Here is an 18,254-nt window from a genome sequence, read left to right on the forward strand (position 1 = left end):
GATCAGACCACTCCTCGTACGAGCCCCCGGATCAGACCACTGCCCCGCGGCCCGGGTCGTCGTCCTCGTCGTCGTCGGCGCCCGACATCCGGGCCACCAAGGTGGCGAAACCGCCCAGGAAGCCGCCGACGCAGAGCGTCGTCAGCCACCACGTCATGTCCCACTGCAAGAGCACCGCGACGAGCATCAGCACCGGGCCGCCGACCACCGCGAGCCAGGCGAACTTGGCCGTGACATCGGCCTCCGGCAGCGGCGGCGGCTCCGGCGGCACGAAGTGGCCCTCGTCGTCGCCGTCGTCGTCGAGGTCGCCTTCCTTCGGCTCCTCCACCTGGTAGTCGCGCGGTCCGCCGACCCCCGGTGCAAAGGTGATCGAGCTGCCCAGCGCGGGCCTGTCCGCGTCGGAGTCCTCCTCGGGGTCGGGCTCCGGCTGCGCCGCCCGGTCCTGAGGGGTCTCGTTCACCTCGCCCTCAGCGAGCAGCGCGAGATCCTCCACCGACTTGAACGGCTTCGCGCCCGGCGGGTCTGCGGGCTCGTCGCCGTACCCGGCGACGATGGCCGCCCAGGCGGCCTCCTCGTCGATGGGCTGCGGCTCGCGGTCCGCGTCGTGCTGTTCAGCCACCGGTCGTGCTCCCCTTCTTCCCGACACTCGGAGCGAGCCGGCCGATGAACGCGTAACTCTCGTCGAAAATCCGCTCCGCATCGTGGTCCAACGTCGCCACGTGGTAGCTCTGTTCCAGCAGGATCTCCGTGACGTCCGTGGAGGAGACCCGGCTGAGGACGCGGGCCGAGTCGACCGGCGGCACCACATGGTCCTGCGGGCTGTGCAGCAGCACCATCGGCTGGGTGACCTGCGGCAGCTCGCCGTCGACCAGCCGGAGGAAGTTCCGCAGGGAGTGCGCGGCGTGCAGCGGCACCCGGTCGTACCCGACCTCCAGGGACCCCTCCTTGGCGATGTCGCTCGTCAGCCCCTTGGTCGTGCGCACGAAGTGGCGGGCGACCGGCAGGGCGTGCGCCGACGGGCCGTGGACCTTGTTCGCCGGGTTGACCAGGACGATGCCGCTGATCGCGTCCCCGTGCTTCGCGGCGAGCCGCAGCGTGAGCGCGCCGCCCATCGAGAGCCCGAAGACGAAGACCTGGCTGCACCGCTCGACCAGCACCCGAAGCTCGCGGTCCACCTCCGCATACCAGTCCTGCCAGCCGGTGACCTGCATGTCCTGCCAGCTCGTGCCGTGCCCGGGGAGCAGCGGCAGCGACACGGTGAGACCGCGCTCCGCCAGATACTCGGCCCAGGGGCGCAGCGACTGCGGGGAACCGGTGAATCCGTGACAGAGAAGGACGCCGACCTCTCCGCCTTCGTGGCGGTATGGCTCGGCTCCAGGAAGGACCGGCACCAGGGTCTCCTGTTCGTCAGTTGCTGAAGGTGTACTTCACCGTACGCGACCGGACCGACACCGACCAGGTGCGTAAGCCCCCCCAGCGCGGGGACCCCGGGCCCACCTCGGGTTAAGGTCTGTTCCACAGCACACAGGAGGCACCCGAGTTGATCTACGGCGCAATGAAGTTCTCCATCGGAGGCTCGCTGAAGCTTGCCTTCAGGCCCTGGGTGGAGGGTCTTGAGAACATTCCCGCCGAGGGACCGGCGATCCTGGCGAGCAATCATCTGTCCTTCTCGGACTCGTTCTTCCTCCCGGCGGTGCTCGACCGCAAGGTCACCTTCATCGCCAAGGCGGAGTACTTCACCTCGCCCGGAATCAAGGGCAAGCTCACCGCGGCCTTCTTCAAGGGCGTCGGACAGCTCCCGGTGGACCGTTCGGGCGCGCGCGGCGCCGGTGAGGCAGCGATCAAGGCCGGAGTCGATGTCATCGCGGGCGGCGGCCTGTTCGGCATCTACCCGGAGGGCACCCGCTCCCCGGACGGGCGCCTCTATCGCGGTAAGCCGGGCGGCCTCGCGCGCGTGGCGCTCGCCACCGGCGCTCCCGTCATCCCGGTCGCGATGATCGACACGGAGAAGATCCAGCCGCCCGGCAAGGTGGTCCCCAAGCTGATGCGCCCGGGGATCAGGATCGGCAAGCCGCTCGACTTCAGCCGCTACCACGGCATGGAGGGCGACCGCTTCATCCTGCGCTCGGTGACCGACGAGGTCATGTACGAGATCATGAAGCTCTCCGGCCAGGAGTACGTCGACATCTACGCGACGGCTGCGAAGCGCCAGATCGCCGAGCAGAAGGCGGCGGCGGAGAAGGCGGCGAAGGCGGCCGCGAAGGCGGACACGGCAGAGACGACGGACCGGCCGGCTGCCTAGCCGAGCCGTCCGTCCTGGGGTGGGGGACATGGCCAAGCGCCGACGGGTCGTACGGATGTCGGTCGAACTGCCGCTGTGGCGTGCGCTGACGGCGTACCGCCTCATCACCATGACGTACGCGGTGGTCCTCGCCGTCTTCACCCGGGACAAGTTCGAGCGTCCCTGGGTGGCGGTGGCCGTCCTCGCGGTGATCTCCGTCTGGACGCTGCTCACGCTCCCCAAGGTGGCCAACGCCCGCCGCTGCACCAAACGCTTCCTCGGCGCCGATCTCACCATTGCGCTGACGGGCATTCTGCTCACCCCGCTCGCCGACGCCCAGGCGCAGCACATGGACGGCCCGACGCTGCCGACGATATGGACCGCCGGATCCGTCCTGGCCTTCGCCATCAAGGGCGGCTGGCGCTGGGCAGGCTTCGCGTCCTCACTCGTCGCCGTCGTCAACATCATCGAGCGCGGCCAGCCCAGCCGGGACACCTTCCACAACGTCCTGCTGGTCTGGGTCGCCTCGGTCGCCATCGGCTATGTCGTCGAGGTCGCCCGCGCCTCCGAGCGCACCCTCGCCCGCGCCCTGGAGATCGAGGCGGCGACCCGCGAGCGGGAGCGGCTGGCCCGCGACATCCACGACAGCGTGCTCCAGGTGCTTGCGATGGTGCAGCGGCGCGGTACGGCGCTGGGCGGCGAGGCCGCCGAACTCGGCCGGATGGCGGGGGAGCAGGAGGTCGCCCTGCGCACCCTGGTCTCCAGCGGCCTGGTCCCGGCGATGCGTGCCTCCGACGACGCCTCGATGGGTGCCGTGGTCCGCACCGTCGAGGACGACGAGGCCTCGGGCGAGCCGGAGCTCTACGATCTGCGGTCGCTGCTCGCGCAGCACGCCGGATCGAAGGTGACGTTCTCGGAGCCGGGCGCGCCGGTGCTGCTCCCGACGACCGCGGCGGCCGAACTCGCCGCCGCTGTCAGTGCCGCCCTGGACAATGTCCGCAAGCACGCGGGGGACAACGCCCAGGCCTGGATCCTGGTCGAGGACTGGCCGGACGAGGTGATCGTGACGGTCCGGGACGACGGCCCGGGCATTCCGGAGGGCAGGCTTGCCCAGGCGGAGGGCGAGGGACGGCTCGGTGTCGCCCTCTCGATCCGCGGGCGGCTGCGGGATCTCGGCGGCACGGCCGAAGTGATCTCGGTCCCGGGCCAGGGCACAGAAGTCGAACTGAAGGTTCCACGGGCCTCGCGGGCTCCACGGACACGGGTTCCACGGGGGAAGGCAGGAAAATGACGGATCAGCAGACGATCAAGGTGATGGTCGTCGACGACCACCCGATGTGGCGGGACGCGGTCGCCCGCGACCTGGACGCCGCCGGCTTCAAGGTGGTGGGGACGGCCGGCGACGGTCCCCAGGCCGTGCGCCGCGCCAGGGCCGTCGCGCCCGACGTCCTCGTACTCGACCTCAATCTGCCCGGGATGCCGGGCGTCCAGGTGTGCAAGGAACTCGTCGGCTCCCACCCCGCCCTGCGGGTCCTGGTGCTCTCCGCGAGCGGCGAGCATGCGGACGTACTGGAAGCGGTGAAGTCCGGCGCCACCGGCTATCTGCTCAAGTCCGCCAGTACGGAGGAGCTGACCGACGCCGTGCGGCGCACCGCCGTCGGCGACCCGGTCTTCACGCCCGGCCTCGCGGGCCTGGTCCTCGGCGAGTACCGCAGGCTCGCCTCCGAGCCCGCTCCCGGGCCGGGGGGCGACGAGCCGAAGGCCCCGCAGCTGACCGAGCGCGAGACCGAGGTGCTGCGCCTGGTCGCCAAGGGGCTCTCCTACAAGCAGATCGCCGAGCGCCTGGTCATCTCCCACCGCACTGTCCAGAACCACGTCCAGAACACGCTCGGCAAGCTCCAGTTGCACAACCGCGTGGAGCTCGTGCGGTACGCGATCGAGCGCGGCCTCGACGACGAGTAACCCGCCGCCCCTCACCCGTACGAGACTCGTACGGGTGAAAAACGGGCGTCAACCGTCGTATGACGCACAGGAATTGACCTTTCGTCCCATCCCGTAGTGACCTGGATCACCATTAGCGTGGCGGTCAATACGGCTCACCAGGCGAAGGGAAGTTTCCATGCGCGTCGGAGTACTGACCGGGGGCGGCGACTGCCCCGGGCTCAATGCGGTCATCCGTGGCATCGTCCGCAAGGGCGTGCAGGAGTACGGGTACGAATTCGTCGGCTATCGCGACGGCTGGCGCGGACCCGTCGAGGGCGACACGGTCACGCTCGACATCCCGGCCGTACGCGGCATCCTCCCCCGCGGCGGCACCATCCTCGGCTCTTCGCGCACCAACCCCCTCAAGTCGGAGAACGGCGTCCGCCGCATCAAGGAGAACCTCGCCAAGCACGAGGTGGACGCGCTGATCGCGATCGGCGGCGAGGACACCCTCGGCGTTGCCGCGCGCCTGTACGAGGAGTACGGCATCAAGTGCGTCGGCGTGCCCAAGACCATCGACAACGATCTGTCCGCCACCGACTACACCTTCGGCTTCGACACCGCGGTCGGCATCGCCACCGAGGCCATCGACCGGCTGCACACCACCGCCGAATCCCATATGCGCGTCCTGGTCGTCGAGGTGATGGGGCGCCACGCGGGCTGGATCGCCCTGCACTCCGGTCTGGCCGGCGGCGCCAATGTCATCCTCATCCCCGAGCAGCGCTTCGACGTCGACCAGGTCTGCGCCTGGGTGACCTCGCGTTTCAAGGCCAGTTACGCCCCGATCGTGGTGGTGGCCGAGGGCGCCATGCCCAAGGACGGCGAGGCGGTCCTCAAGGACGGCTCGCTCGACTCCTTCGGCCATGTCCGGCTCTCCGGCGTCGGCGAGTGGCTGGCCAAGGAGATCGAGAGGCGTACGGGCAAGGAGGCCCGCACCACCGTCCTCGGCCATGTCCAGCGCGGCGGCACCCCGAGCGCCTTCGACCGCTGGCTGGCCACCCGCTTCGGACTGCACGTGATCGACGCGGTGCGGGACGGGGACTTCGGCAAGATGGTCGCGCTGCAGGGCACGGACATCGTGCGAGTGCCGATCGCGGAGGCCACGGCCAAGCTGAAGACGGTCGACCCGAAGCTGTACGAGGAGGTCGGGGTCTTCTTCGGCTGACCCCTGGGGCTCCGCCCCGGACCCCGTACGCCCTTCAGGCATGTCCTCGAGCACCGCCGGCGATTGAGGCGTGGGGGCCGGTCCCCCCACGCCCGCAGGGCGTAGGGGGGAGGGTCCGGGGCGGAACCGCAGCCAAGAAATCAGGCTCGGCCCGCTCGCACCGTTGAGGTGAGGAGGCCGTGGATCACCTCCGGCCCCCGCATCGTCAGTACCGACTCCGGGTGGAACTGGATGCCCGCGAAGCCCGTGCCCCGCAGGGCATGCACCTCCGCCGAGACGGGATCGCGGGCCACCTCGACCCCGTGCGCCTCCAGCTCCGCCGCCGCCGCGTCGTCGCAGCGCGCCGTGAAGCTGTTGTAGAAGCCCACCGTCTCCGCACGCCCGAAGAAGTCGATCCGCTCCTGCGCCCCCTGGTACGGCGCGTCCTTGCGTACGATCTCCAGGCCGAGCTCGGCCGCCATCAGCTCATGGCCGAGGCAGACGCCCAGCAGACCGTGGCGGTGATCGCGCAGCAGATCCGCTGCGAGCGAGTGCAGGAAGCGCATCTTCGGGTCGCCCGCGTCGGCCGGATCGCCCGGTCCCGGCCCCAGCACCACCGGTCCCGTATGCGACAAGGCCGATTCCCGCAGGCCCGGCTCGTCGTACCGACGCACCGTCACCTCCAGGCCGGTGGAGCGCAGCAGATGCGCCAGCATCGCGGTGAAGGTGTCCTCGCCGTCGACGACCAGCGCATGGCCGCTCAGCCGGGCGCTGCGCTCCTGCATCCGCAGCCAGAAGGGCGCGAGGTCGGCGCGGCGGGCGTCGAGGGCGGCCCGTACCCGCGGGTCGTCGGCGAGCTGCGGGCGCCCGGCGTCCTCCCGCGGCCGGCCCGGCGCCACCCCCAGTGCGGCGAGCACACCGGCAGCCTTGGCGTGCGTCTCGGCGACCTCGCCCGCCGGGTCGGAGTGCCGGACCAGCGTCGCACCGACCGGCACCCGCAGAAAGCCCTCGGCGTCGATGTCGGCGGTACGGATCAGGATGGGTGAGTCGAGGGTCTGCGCACCGCCCGCGTCAAGGCCGATCAGCGCGAGGGCCCCCGCGTAGTAGCCGCGCCCGCCCATCTCGTGCCGTTCGATGACCCGGCAGGCGTTCTGCACCGGCGATCCTGTCACCGTCGCCGCGAACATGGTCTCCCGCAGTACGTCCCGTACGTCCAGGGAGCTCCTGCCCCTCAACTCGTACTCGGTGTGCGCGAGATGGGCCATCTCCTTGAGCCGGGGACCGATGACGACGCCGCCCATGTCGCCGACGTTGCACATCATCTTCAGCTCCTCGTCGACGACCATGGAGAGCTCCTCGCGCTCCTTGCGGTCCGCCAGGAAGGAGAGCAGCGCCTCGGGGGTCGGGCCCTCGGGCGGATAGCGGAAGGTGCCGCTGATGGGGTTCATCACGACGGTGCCGCCGCTCATCCGGACATGTACCTCGGGGGAGGCGCCGACCAGGGTCCGCTCGCCGGTGTGCACGACGAAGGTCCAGTACGCGCCGCGCTCGCCGGCCAGCAGCCGCCGGAACAGGGCGAGGGCGTCGGCCCGGCCGAAGCCGGGGATGCGGCCGGTATAGGTGCGGCGGATGACGAAGTTCGCGCCCTCGCCGCGGCCGATCTCGTCGTCGATGACCCGGCGGACGATGTCCGCGTACTCCTCGTCGCCGACGTCGAAGGCCCCGCCCTCGACCTGTACGTCATGGGCGGGAAGCGTCGACAGGACTTCGGCGAGCGGCAGTTCGTACGACTCGTCGGCGACGAGCACCGACAGCGGCGTGCCGTCGTCGCGTACGTCGAAGCCGCGTTCTCTGATCTGGCGGAACGGGACGAGGGCGAGGGACGGGCGGTCTCCGGCCGGGAGGTCGGCGAGCCGCTCGACCTCGTGCACGGAGCCGATCAGGACCTCGACGATGTCGTGGTCATGGCCGGGGGTGCGCCTGCGCAGCAGGGCGAAGGGTGGGCAGTCGTCGTCCAGGAGTCGGCTGATGAGCATCGGTGTTCCTTCCGAGTGGGAGGAACGGCCGTTGCCCCGGGACCCGGGAAACACTGAAGGCCGCCCCTCGGGCGGCCTTCGCGATCCTGTTGCGCGCGATCAGTCAGTGGGCCGCCGGGTGTGCGGTCCACCACCAGTTCTGGATCGAGTGCGCGAACATGTCGCAGACCCTAACGCACATCCGCGCGCGGTGCCGCGGCAGTCCGGGAAACGGACGGCCGCGGCACCGTGGGCGGAGCCCCGGGAGGTCGGACGGGGGTCAGACCAGCAGGTTGTAGATCCCCCAGCCGTCGGCGATCTTGACGCGGGCGGCAAACGGCGATGTCGCGCTGCCGCTGCCCTGGTACAGCCACAGCACACCCGAGGAGTCCCGGGCGATCAGGTCGGGCTTGCCGTCACCGGAGAGGTCGCTCGGCCCGACCAGGACGTTGTAGATCCCCCAGCCGGTGCCGATCTTGGTCCGTGCGGCGTACGGTGCGGTGGCGTTGCCCGTGCCCCGGTAGAGCCAGAGCACGCCGGAGGTGTCGCGGGCGATCAGGTCGGCCTTGCCGTCGGCGGTGAGGTCACCGGTGTCGGTCAGCTGGGTGTAGATCCCCCAGCCGGAGCCGATCTTCACCCTGGCGGCGAACGGCGCGGTGGCGGTTCCGGTGCCGGTGTAGAGCCAGAGCACACCGGAGGAGTCCCGCGCGACCAGATCGGCCGTGCCGTCACCGGTGATGTCCCGGGCGCCGGTGAGCTGGTTGTAGATCTGCCAGCCCTTGCCGACTTCGAGACGCTTGAGGAACGGCGCGGACGGATTGCCGCTGGCCCGGTAGTACCAGAGCACTCCGGAGGGCTCGCGGGCCACGATGTCGCCGACGGCGTCGGCCCGCAGGGCGGTCATCGAGGTCACCGCGTCGTAGCCCTGCCAGCCGCTGCCGACGCGGTAGCGGGAGAGGTACGGAGCGGTCGCGCTGCCCGTGCCCTGGTACTGCCACAGCACGCCCGAGGAGTCGCGGGCGAGCGTGTTGTAACGGCTGGTGCCCGCGTCCGGGACGGTGCTGTTGATCTGCTGGACGTCGCTCGCCCTCACCCACGCCATGCGGTGGTTGAAGTGGATCGGCAAGAAGGAGTTGGTGCCCTTCACCAGGGTGCCGTCGGTGTTGTAGGCCGAGTAGTAGTAGTCACCGGCGGCCGATCCGCCGGCCAGTGCGTAGGCCTGTCCGGCAGGGACGCTGTACTTGGTCAGCGATGCGGAGTTGTCGTCCTGGACCGGGACACCGGTCCCCGCGTAGGCCGCGTCCTCCGGGTAGGCACGCCCGTAGACCGGGATCGACGTCACGCCCGCTTTGGCGGCCAGCACGGTCTGGGAGGTCTTGCCGACCGGCGCGGTGAACTGCCCGCCCGGGTTGTAGAACCAGGCCTTCGTGCCGCCGTACCAGATCGCCGTCCAGTCGGTCCGGGCCTCGGCGACGACGTACTCGCCGCCTGCGAGGACCTTGTTCGACCAATTCGCGCCGTCGCTCCAGAGCACGGTGGGGAAGTAGGGGTCGGTCAGCTTCGTCGCGTCGGCCGATGGCGACTCGTACAGGTATCCGAAGTTCGTCGGCTGCGTGGCGACGGCGGCGCCACCATTGGTCAGCTTGGGCTGGTTCGCCGTGGTGAACGGGGGCACGACGCGGACCAGCTGCCCGGCCGTCAGCGGGCCGCCCGCGCCGCCCGCACCGGTGGGTGCACCCAGCAGCGACATGTAGTGGTTCCAGTCCCAGAACGGGCCCGGGTCCCAGTGCTGCGCGCGGACCTTGTCGTCCAGCACGCCCGGCACCTCGTCATGGCCGATGATGTGCTCGCGGTCCAGCGGGACGGAGAACTTGGCCGCCACGTATTTCGCCACGGCCGCCGAGGACTCGTACTGGGGTTCGGTGTACCAGCTGCCCGCCTTGATGGCGTAGCCCTCGTGCTCGATGCCGATCGAGTGCATGTTCACGGTCTTGTTGCCCGCGTGCCACGCCTCGTTCTTGGTCTCCACCATCTGTGTGACCAGGCCGTCGGACGCGCGGATCATGTAGTGCGCGCTCGCGTACGACGCCGGGTTCTTGAAGGCGGCCAGCGATCCGTCGTAGCCGCCCTCCGTGTCGTGGATGACGATCTTGCGGATGTCGAAGCCGTTCGCCGGACGGCTGGCAATGTTGTAGTTGCCCTGGTCCTCCGCATAGCCGGCCGGGACGAAATCGCAGTTCAGTCCGGCCGGGCACTCGGGCGTCGGGACCGCGGACGTACTCGCGTAACTGGCGGCGAGGGGAAGTCTCGACGGCTTGACGGGCTTGACCGAGGGGTCGCCGACGAGCGTGACCTGCTGGCCGTCCGTCGTGAGCCGGCTCTCGCCCGCGTTGATGGACGCGAAGACGCGCTTCGTGAACAGCTGGGCGCCCTTGGCGTCGGGCGCCTGGCTGAAGCGGGCGATCGCGGGGTACCACTGGCCGGGCTCGTCGGGAAGCGAGTCGGTGGCCTCGCGCTGGTACTCGGCGAGCAGCGCCGCACCCGCGCGGATGCTCTCCTTCGCGTCCGTCCGGAGCGAGTCGGCCGGCTCGTCGATGAGCTCCGCCGCCTCCTTCAGCGTGTGCAGACGCGGGTCGCTCGTGTCCACGGTGGTCGGGTTGGTCTTCAGCGCACGCGCGGCGTCGAAGTGCTTTTCGACCGTGGGGTCGCCGCTCCTGTTGAGGTGGGCGAGCCGCTCCTCGGTGGTCGGCTTCTCCAGGTCGTCCGGCGTCACCTGGGTGAGGCCCATCACGTTGTAGGCGCCGGTGGTGCTCGGCAGGCCGTCGTGACTCTCCCAGCGCGTCTGGTGGTACGAGACCGCCATCAGCACGCTCTTCGGTACGTCGAACTCCCGCGCGGCGTCCTCGAACTGGGACTGCAGCACCGCACCCGGAGGCGTCGGCTTGCCGTCGCCGGAGGAGTCGAGGAAGCCGGGCGAGGCCACGGCGATGGTGCCGATCGTGACGGTGGCGACCACGGCCGTGGCGACACCGTAAATGAGCAGCTTCTTCTTGCGGTCTCTTCGATGACCCCGGATCACGCCCACCCCTGGTTTACTTGTTTAATCTCAAACCAATGCGAAAATCGGCGTGAGAGTAACAGGCGCGAGGGCTCCGCATCGCCTCGGCAGACAGATCCGACATGCCGGGCCACCTGGCCCGTTGAACAACCAATGGCGGAGTGGTGGACATCGCGTCTCATTTGGTGGGCGCTGGAAGGGGCGTCCGCGAAGACCCCGTACTGTTGGCTGGGTGACCGTGAACGCTAAGACCACCGCTGTCGGTGGCAACACCTGGCGAGACCTGCCCGCGGCGCAGCAGCCCGAGTACCCCGATGCCGAGGCTCTGCGCGATGTGATCGCGGACCTCGAGTCGTATCCGCCGCTCGTCTTCGCGGGCGAGTGCGACCAGCTGCGTGCCCGGATGGGAGCCGTCGCCAAGGGCGAGGCGTTCCTGCTTCAGGGTGGCGACTGCGCCGAGGCCTTCGACGCCGTGTCCGCCGACCACATCCGTAACAAGCTGAAGACCCTGCTCCAGATGGGCGCGGTGCTGACCTACGCCGCGTCCGTGCCCGTGGTGAAGGTCGGCCGTATCGCCGGCCAGTACTCCAAGCCGCGCTCCAAGCCGACCGAGACCCGCGACGGCGTGACGCTCCCCACCTACCGGGGCGACTCCGTCAACGGCTTCGACTTCACCGAGGCGGCCCGCATCCCGGACCCCGAGCGCCTCAAGCGGATGTACAACGCCTCCGCCGCGACGCTCAACCTGGTGCGCGCCTTCACCACCGGTGGCTACGCCGACCTGCGCCAGGTGCACGCCTGGAACCAGGACTTCGTGAAGTCGTCGCCCTCCGGCCAGCGCTACGAGCAGCTCGCCCGCGAGATCGACAACGCGCTGAACTTCATGGAGGCCTGTGGCACCGACCCGGCGGAGTTCCGCACGGTCGAGTTCTACGCCTCCCACGAGGCGCTGCTGCTCGACTACGAGTCGGCGCTGACCCGCATCGACTCCCGTACGGGCAATCTGTACGACGTCTCGGGCCACATGGTCTGGATCGGCGAGCGCACCCGCCAGCTGGACGGGGCGCACATCGAGTTCGCCTCCAGGATCCGCAACCCGATCGGTGTGAAGCTCGGCCCGACGACCACGGTCGACGAGGCGCTGCAGTACATCGACAAGCTCGACCCGGAGCGCGAGCCCGGGCGGCTGACCTTCGTGGTCCGCATGGGCGCCGACAAGGTCCGCGACAGGCTCCCGGAGCTGGTCGAGAAGGTCACCGCCTCCGGCGCCACCGTGGCCTGGGTGACCGACCCGATGCACGGCAACACCTTCGAGGCGGCCTCCGGCCACAAGACCCGCCGCTTCGACGACGTGCTCGACGAGGTCAAGGGCTTCTTCGAGGTCCACAAGGCGCTCGGCACGCACCCGGGCGGTATCCATGTCGAGCTCACCGGTGACGATGTCACCGAGTGCGTGGGCGGCGGCGACGAGATCTTCGTCGACGATCTGCACCAGCGCTACGAGACGGCCTGCGACCCGCGCCTGAACCGCAGCCAGTCCCTGGACCTGGCCTTCCTGGTCGCCGAGATGTACCGCGACCAGTAGTAACGGATCAATGACAGTGGGGCGCGGATCGGTGTGATCCGCGCCCCACCGTCATTTCGGGGCTTTTGCGTATCCGGTTCTGCGGCTAAGGTTAGGTAAGCCTCACCGATCATCGGGAAAGGCGCCACCGTATCGATCCCGTCCGGGAGGTGAACCGCGTGTACGTGTGCTCATGCTTCGGCATCACCGAGAAGCAGGTCAAGGAACACGCGGACGCCGGTGCCTGCACCCCTCGACAGATAGCGTCGGTATCCAAAGCCGGTACCGACTGTGGATCGTGTGTCCGCCGCATCCAGGGGATTCTGGGCCGGGGCAGCTGCCCGCGGCGTGAGCTGCTGGAGCAGGGTAACGGCACAGCCGTGCTGACCTCCGACCCCGGCGCCGACGCGCAGACCGAGCTCCGCGAAGCGGCCTGATCCGGGGCGACCTCTAGCTCTCCGGCTGCTCGATCAGCTGCGCGATGTAGAGCGGCTCACCGAGCTTCTCGATCAGCTCCAGCTGCGTGTCGAGATAGTCGATGTGGTGCTCCTCGTCCGCCAGGATCGACTCGAAGATGTTCGCCGACGTGATGTCGCCCTTGCTGCGCATCACCTCGATCCCGCGCTTGAGGCGGTCGATCGCCTCCACCTCGACCTGCCGGTCCGACTGGAACATCTCGGTCACCGTCTGGCCCACACGCACATGGAACAGGCGCTGGTAGTTCGGCAGGCCGTCGAGGAAGAGGATCCGGTCGGTGAGCACTTCCGCGTGCTTCATCTCGTCGAACGACTCTGCCCTGGTGTACTTGGCGAGCTTCGTCCAGCCGAAGTTCTCCTGCATCTTCGCGTGCAGGAAGTACTGGTTGATGGCCGTCAATTCGGCGGTCAGCTGCTCATTGAGAAACTCGATGACTTCGGGGTCGCCCTGCATCGCAGAGGCTCCTTCCGCACGTGTGACTGGGCAGGTGGGCGAATCCTCGCACCGCGGCCCGGGGCAGTCCAGTAAGTGCATGCTTAGTACGAGTTGCCCGAATCGGGCCAGACCTGGTCATGACCACCCCTCCAGGTCTGTCACCATTGAAGGCATGGGTCAGCCGGAAAGCCGGGAATACCGCGCATCAGAGGAGTCCGAGCTTCCGCCGGGGCAGCGACTGCAGCGTGGCTGGCCGGTCACTCACTACGGGCCCGTACCCAAGTTCAAGCCGGACCGCTGGGAGTTCAGGGTTTTCGGCGCCACTGCCGACGGCGGCAAGCACTGCTGGAACCATGAGGAGTTCTCGGCTCTGCCTTTCTCGACGGTGGTCGCCGACCTGCACTGCGTGACGAAGTTCAGCATGCTGGGGGCCGAATGGGGTGGTGTCCCCGCCCGTACGATCGTGGAACTCGCACCGCCGGCGGCGAACGCCACCCATGCCATGGTCTGGGCCGAGTACGGATTCAGCGCCAATATGCGGCTCGCCGACTTCGTCTCGGAGCGCACGATCTTCGCGACCCACAAGGACGGCGAACTGCTCACCGCCGAGCACGGCTTCCCGCTCCGCCTTGTCGTGCCGCATCTGTATGCCTGGAAGGGACCCAAGTGGGTCCGGGGCGTGGAATACATGACCGCCGACCGCCGCGGCTTCTGGGAAGAGCGCGGGTACCACAATCTCGGCGACCCATGGCGGGAACAGCGCTACTCGTACCAGGAAGAGCCCGGGGACGGCCCCGAGCTCTGAGTCCTGGCGCCCCAGGTCAGTGGTGGTACCGGTGAACCACCGCATGGCCCTTTCCGCGGCCGATCATCCATCTGTTCACGGGTGTGGTGACCACGAAGGCCACGACGAGCGAGATGGCGAGAGCGCCCCAGAACAGTGCGTCGGCCAGCTGTGCGTCCATGGCGCCCGGCCAGAGCACGATCACGCCGTTGTCGATCAGCTCCATCACGGCGATGGAGAGGGTGTCGGCGGCGAGGGCGACCCGCACCGCGGTCCTGAAGTCGACTCCGGCCCTGAGGACGCCGCGCAGCGTGAGCGAGTAACCGAAGAAGAAGGCCAGGATGATCGCCAGGACCGTCGTCGGGACGTTTCCCCAGCCCAGCGCGGTGCCGATGACCATACCGAGCACCTCGCCGATGGCGCAGCCCGTGAGGCAGTGAAGGGTCGCCCCGGCGGCCATGGCCCAGCTGACCCTGCCGCGGCCCTCGGGCGTGTGGTGCGCGTGCTCGGTGTGAGTCTCGTGCTGCATGAGTGCCCCCAATGCCGGACAGCGGTTCCTGCCGAGCAAGAACCGTATACCCCCCAAGGGTATTCCCTGATGGGGATCTCTCAGCGGAGTTTCTTCAGCCGTGCCACGTCCGCCGCGTGCCCCTCCTTGCCGCCGGGCGTCTCGATGATCAGCGGTACGCCCTCGGTCGCCGGATGCCGCATCAGCTCCCTGAACGGCTCCTCACCTATGTGACCTGCGCCGATGTTCTCGTGCCTGTCCTTGTGGGCGCCCACCACGTCCTTGGAGTCATTGGCGTGGATCAGCTTGAGCCGGCCCTCGCCGACCGTCTCCACCAACAGATCCAGGGTCTGCGCCATCCCGTCCGGGCCCGCCAGATCGTGCCCGGCCGCGAAGACGTGGCAGGTGTCCAGGCAGACGCCCAGCTTCGGATGGGAGTCGAGGGCCTCGAAGTACGGCCCGAAGTCCCAGGTCCTCGAGCAGAGCGAGAAGCCCTGGCCGGCCGTCGACTCCAGCAGCAGGAACGGGTCGTCGTCGTGCGTCAGCTCGTCGAGCAGCGGCAGCATCCGCTCCCGCACCTGCGCCAGCGCCACCTCGCGGGTCCTGCCCCCGGTTGCCGAGCCGGTGTGCACGACCACGCCCAGAGCGCCGATCTCCCGGCCCCGGCGCAGCGAGTGCCGCAGCGACTCCACGGATTTCTCGGCGGTCGCCTCGGTGTGCGAGCCGAAGTTGATCAGATAGGGGGCGTGCACGTACGCCGAGATCCCGTCGGCGGCGCACTCGGCCCGGAACCGCTCGTCCTGCGCCGGGTTTCCGGCGGGCGTCGCCCAGCCGCGCGGATTGGCCACGAAGACCTGTACTGTCTCGGCCTCCAGCTCACGGGCGTAGGCAAGGCCGGTGGTGGCGAGGCCGCCGGCCACGGGGACATGGCCGCCGACGGGGTTGCGCATCAGAACTACAGTCCCTTGGTCTTGATGGTGATCGTGCTGCCCTCGGGGGCCTGTTCGCCCGCCGCGACGGACTGGCTCTCCACGGTGTCGCCGAGGAAGGGGAAGCTCTTCTCCACCTTGACCTCGAAGCCTGCCGACTTCAGCTTGTCGGTGGCCTCGTCCGCCTTCATGCCCACGACATCGGGGACCTCCACCATGCGCGGGCCCTTGGAGACCGTGAGCGTGATGGTGTCGCCGCGGGCCAGCTGGGCGCCCTCGGTCGCGGACTGCTCGGCGATGGTGCCCGCCTCCTCGGGGGAGTTGATCTGCTCGGCGGCGACCTTGACCTTGAAGCCGGCGCCTTCGAGCTTGCTGGTGGCATCCTCCACCGACTCGCCGGTCACATCCGGGACATCGACCGGGGCGCCCCGGCTGACGACGAGGGCGACCGCGGAGTCCGGGCTGCGTCCGGTACCGGCCGCCGGTTCCGTACTGATCACCGAGCCCTGCTCGATCTCGTCGCTGAAGGCCTTGGTGATCACACCGGGTGCCAGGCCGACCTTCCGCAGCTCCTGCTCGGCCTTCTTGAGCGGCATGCTGCCGACGTCGGGGACCCTGACGATCTCCGGGCCGCGCGAGACGATGAGTGTCACGGAGCCGTTGCCGCGGATGCGCTGATTGATCGCGGGGACGCTGTTGATCACCGTGCCGCGCTCTACCGTCTCGCTGAAGTCGTACCGCACCTTCTTCACGCCGAGACCGGCGCTCTTCAGCTGCTGCCTGGCGTCCTGCTCGGTCTTGCCGATGAGGGCCGGTACGCGGGTGAACTGACCCGAGTTGATGTACCAGACACCGGCGCCCACGCCGAGCACGAGCAGGACGGCGACCAGAATGGCGAGCATGCCGCGCCGCGGGACGCCCAGGAGGCGGGGCGGCTCGGGCTGGTACGGCGGCTGCGGGGGCGGCATCACCAACCGGGCGGTGTGGTCCACCGGTGGTTCCTCGCGGGAGATCACCCGCGGGATGACATCCGTACGGTCCTCGGACGAGGAGGAGATCTCGCCCGCGCTATCGCCGGTGATTCCGTTCCGCGCCGGGTTCTCGGCCGGATCCTCGGTACGCGCACGCGGCGGCACCATGTCCAACTGCTCGTCGCCGAGCGCCGCACGGGCCTCGCGGACCTGCGCCAGCAGCGCCACCGCGTCGTACGGACGGACCTCGGGGGTGCGGGCGGTGGCACTCGCGACCAGCTCGTCGAGCTCGACGGCGAGTCCGGGGAACTGCGCTGAGGGCGCCGGCATGGCCTCGTTCAGATGCTGGAAGAGCACCTGGGCGGGGGTGTCCCCGGCGTGCGGCTTGGCACCGGTCAGCATCTCGTAGAGGACGACCCCGCAGGCGTACACATCGGCGCGGGTGTCGGCCGTGCCGTGCTCGATCTGCTCGGGAGCCAGATAGGAGACCGTGCCCAGCACGGTGCCGGTGGTGCTGGTGACCGAGCCGACGGAACGTACGAGACCGAAGTCGGCGACCTTGACCCGGCCGTCGTCTCCTATCAGCACGTTCTCCGGCTTCATGTCCCGGTGGACGAACCCGGCCCGGTGCGCGGCACCGAGGGCGGCCAGCACGGGCTCCAGGATGTCGAGCGCGGCCCGCGGCTGGAGCGCCCCGCGCTCGCGCAGTACGTCGCGCAGGGTGCAGCCCGCGACGTACTCCATGGCGAGATAGACGTACGCACCCTCGGCGCCCTGGTCGAAGACCGCGACCACATTGGGGTGGGCGAGCCGCGCCACGGACTTGGCCTCGCGGATGAAGCGCTCCACGAAGGAGGCGTCGGTGGCGAGGGCGGGGTGCATCACCTTGAGCGCGAGCACCCGGTCGAGTCGGGTGTCGACGGCCCGGTAGACCGTGGCCATGCCGCCGACTGCGACGCGCGCGTCGACGCGGTAGCGGCCGTCGAGCACCTGCCCGACGAGGGGGTCCCTGAGGGTCGTATCCACGCGGGAGATTCTACGAGTCACCACGGACAGGCCAGACTCCCCGGGGCGGGACCGGGGCCGTACTGCAGCCGAGCTGTGACAGCGCGGGTTGACCGGGGCTCCGCCCGGGACGCCCTTCGGGCGTTGTTCCTCAATCTCCCCCAGACTTCGTCCGGGGGGACCCCAGACGGGCTGAATTCAGCCCCGCCGGCGTTTGAGGCGTGGAGGTCCCCCCACGCCCGCAGGGCGTAGGGGGAGGATCCGGGGCGGAGCCCCGGCTACGGAAACGGCCGCAGCGGTCAGAACGCCGGGCGTTCCGGGTCCAGGGCCGCGCGGCCCTCATGCGGCGACGACGCCTCCGCGAAGTGGCGCCGCGGGATACGGCCCGCCCGGTACGCGAGGCGTCCCGCCTCCACCGCGTGCCGCATCGCCTCCGCCATCAGCACCGGTTCCTGCGCCCGCGTGACCGCCGAGGCCAGCATCACCGCCGCGCAGCCCAGCTCCATCGCCAGCGCCGCGTCCGACGCCGTGCCCGCTCCCGCGTCCAGCACGACCGGCACGCGCGCGTGTTCCACGATCAGCTGGAAGTTGTGCGGGTTGCGGATACCCAGACCGGAGCCGATCGGCGAGCCCAACGGCATGATCGCCGCACACCCCACGTCCTGAAGCTTCCGGGCCAGCACCGGATCGTCATTGGTGTACGGCAGCACCGTGAAGCCGTCGTCGACCAGCGTCTCGGCCGCGTCGAGCAGCTCGATCGGATCGGGCAGCAGGGTCCGTTCGTCCGCGACGACCTCCAGCTTGATCCAGTCCGTGCCGAGCGCCTCGCGCGCGAGCCGGGCGGTCAGCACGGCCTCGCCCGCGGTGAAGCAGCCCGCCGTATTGGGCAGGACGCGGATGTTCAGCTTCTCCAGGACGGACAGCACGGAGCCCTGGACCGTCGGGTCGAGGCGGCGCATCGCGACGGTGGTGAGCTCGGTGCCGCTCGCGACGAGGGAGCGTTCGAGCACGTCGAGGCTCGGCGCCCCGCCCGTACCCATGATCAGGCGGGAGTTGAAGACGGTGTCACCGATGGTGAGACGGTCGTCGGCCATGGCTGA

17 protein-coding genes are annotated in these 18,254 nt (G+C 69.4%); 7 read left to right on the forward strand and 10 right to left on the reverse strand.

Features of this window, described 5'->3' with window-relative positions; genetic code table 11:
• Positions 1 to 31 precede the first annotated feature (31 nt).
• A complete protein-coding gene (locus ACI2LP_RS20405) occupies positions 32 to 619 on the reverse strand; it encodes a hypothetical protein (protein WP_404725895.1) in 588 nt (195 codons plus the stop codon).
• Positions 612 to 1,391 (reverse strand): alpha/beta hydrolase, encoded by a 780-nt coding sequence (locus ACI2LP_RS20410; RefSeq protein ID WP_404725896.1) that lies wholly within the window; start codon positions 1,389 to 1,391, stop codon positions 612 to 614. Before ACI2LP_RS20410 ends, ACI2LP_RS20405 begins: the two co-directional genes overlap by 8 nt.
• A 149-nt stretch (positions 1,392 to 1,540) precedes the next feature.
• Here ACI2LP_RS20410 and ACI2LP_RS20415 point away from each other — a divergent pair, with 149 nt between their 5' ends.
• The 4 genes from ACI2LP_RS20415 to ACI2LP_RS20430 all read left to right on the forward strand — a co-directional run bounded on the left by ACI2LP_RS20415 (position 1,541) and on the right by ACI2LP_RS20430 (position 5,429).
• Complete coding sequence (locus ACI2LP_RS20415) at positions 1,541 to 2,302, forward strand: lysophospholipid acyltransferase family protein (protein ID WP_404725897.1); 762 nt, start codon at positions 1,541 to 1,543, stop codon at positions 2,300 to 2,302.
• A gap of 28 nt (positions 2,303 to 2,330) precedes the next feature.
• On the forward strand, positions 2,331 to 3,572 hold the full coding sequence (macS, locus tag ACI2LP_RS20420; protein ID WP_404725898.1) for a MacS family sensor histidine kinase: 1,242 nt from the start codon (positions 2,331 to 2,333) through the stop codon (positions 3,570 to 3,572).
• Positions 3,569 to 4,243: a response regulator gene (locus ACI2LP_RS20425; protein ID WP_404725899.1), complete on the forward strand. Its 675-nt coding sequence runs from the start codon at positions 3,569 to 3,571 to the stop codon at positions 4,241 to 4,243. Before macS ends, ACI2LP_RS20425 begins: the two co-directional genes overlap by 4 nt.
• Before the next feature lie 157 nt (positions 4,244 to 4,400).
• Complete coding sequence (locus tag ACI2LP_RS20430) at positions 4,401 to 5,429, forward strand: 6-phosphofructokinase (RefSeq protein WP_404725900.1); 1,029 nt, start codon at positions 4,401 to 4,403, stop codon at positions 5,427 to 5,429.
• A 140-nt stretch (positions 5,430 to 5,569) separates the two neighbouring features.
• Here ACI2LP_RS20430 and ACI2LP_RS20435 read toward each other — a convergent pair whose 3' ends face one another.
• The 3 genes from ACI2LP_RS20435 to ACI2LP_RS20445 form a co-directional block, all read right to left on the reverse strand.
• Positions 5,570 to 7,444: an anthranilate synthase family protein gene (locus tag ACI2LP_RS20435; RefSeq protein ID WP_404725901.1), complete on the reverse strand. Its 1,875-nt coding sequence runs from the start codon at positions 7,442 to 7,444 to the stop codon at positions 5,570 to 5,572.
• Positions 7,445 to 7,547: 103 nt separating this feature from the next.
• On the reverse strand, positions 7,548 to 7,625 hold the full coding sequence (locus ACI2LP_RS20440; RefSeq protein WP_404726211.1) for a trp operon leader peptide: 78 nt from the start codon (positions 7,623 to 7,625) through the stop codon (positions 7,548 to 7,550).
• A 78-nt stretch (positions 7,626 to 7,703) separates the two neighbouring features.
• Positions 7,704 to 10,502: an N-acetylmuramoyl-L-alanine amidase gene (locus tag ACI2LP_RS20445; protein ID WP_404725902.1), complete on the reverse strand. Its 2,799-nt coding sequence runs from the start codon at positions 10,500 to 10,502 to the stop codon at positions 7,704 to 7,706.
• Positions 10,503 to 10,713: 211 nt separating this feature from the next.
• Here ACI2LP_RS20445 and ACI2LP_RS20450 point away from each other — a divergent pair, with 211 nt between their 5' ends.
• Together ACI2LP_RS20450 and ACI2LP_RS20455 are read left to right on the forward strand one after the other, a co-directional pair.
• The gene (locus ACI2LP_RS20450) at positions 10,714 to 12,066 is read left to right on the forward strand and encodes a class II 3-deoxy-7-phosphoheptulonate synthase (RefSeq protein ID WP_404725903.1); all 1,353 of its coding nucleotides are present in this window, start codon (positions 10,714 to 10,716) and stop codon (positions 12,064 to 12,066) included.
• Positions 12,067 to 12,215: 149 nt separating this feature from the next.
• Positions 12,216 to 12,482 (forward strand): bacterioferritin-associated ferredoxin, encoded by a 267-nt coding sequence (locus ACI2LP_RS20455; RefSeq protein WP_404725904.1) that lies wholly within the window; start codon positions 12,216 to 12,218, stop codon positions 12,480 to 12,482.
• A 13-nt stretch (positions 12,483 to 12,495) separates the two neighbouring features.
• On the opposite strand, the gene bfr is transcribed toward ACI2LP_RS20455, so the two are convergent.
• Positions 12,496 to 12,975, reverse strand: coding sequence for a bacterioferritin (bfr, locus tag ACI2LP_RS20460; RefSeq protein ID WP_360866360.1), 480 nt, complete (start codon positions 12,973 to 12,975; stop codon positions 12,496 to 12,498).
• A gap of 154 nt (positions 12,976 to 13,129) precedes the next feature.
• On the opposite strand from bfr, the gene ACI2LP_RS20465 reads away from it, so the two are divergent.
• On the forward strand, positions 13,130 to 13,762 hold the full coding sequence (locus ACI2LP_RS20465; RefSeq protein WP_404725905.1) for a sulfite oxidase-like oxidoreductase: 633 nt from the start codon (positions 13,130 to 13,132) through the stop codon (positions 13,760 to 13,762).
• 16 nt (positions 13,763 to 13,778) lie between these two features.
• Here ACI2LP_RS20465 and ACI2LP_RS20470 read toward each other — a convergent pair whose 3' ends face one another.
• From ACI2LP_RS20470 to ACI2LP_RS20485, 4 genes are all read right to left on the reverse strand, one after another.
• Positions 13,779 to 14,270 carry a DUF4396 domain-containing protein gene (locus tag ACI2LP_RS20470; RefSeq protein WP_404725906.1) on the reverse strand — a complete coding sequence of 164 codons (492 nt, stop codon included), beginning with the start codon at positions 14,268 to 14,270 and terminating at the stop codon, positions 13,779 to 13,781.
• An 80-nt stretch (positions 14,271 to 14,350) separates the two neighbouring features.
• A complete protein-coding gene (locus ACI2LP_RS20475) occupies positions 14,351 to 15,199 on the reverse strand; it encodes a deoxyribonuclease IV (protein ID WP_404725907.1) in 849 nt (282 codons plus the stop codon).
• A 5-nt stretch (positions 15,200 to 15,204) separates the two neighbouring features.
• Complete coding sequence (pknB, locus tag ACI2LP_RS20480; RefSeq protein WP_404725908.1) at positions 15,205 to 17,175, reverse strand: Stk1 family PASTA domain-containing Ser/Thr kinase; 1,971 nt, start codon at positions 17,173 to 17,175, stop codon at positions 15,205 to 15,207.
• 278 nt (positions 17,176 to 17,453) lie between these two features.
• Positions 17,454 to 18,248: a thiazole synthase gene (locus ACI2LP_RS20485; RefSeq protein WP_404725909.1), complete on the reverse strand. Its 795-nt coding sequence runs from the start codon at positions 18,246 to 18,248 to the stop codon at positions 17,454 to 17,456.
• Positions 18,249 to 18,254 lie beyond the last annotated feature (6 nt).

Origin of the sequence: Streptomyces sp. NPDC019890 (assembly GCF_044903445.1) — a bacterium.
Lineage (GTDB): Bacteria > Actinomycetota > Actinomycetes > Streptomycetales > Streptomycetaceae > Streptomyces.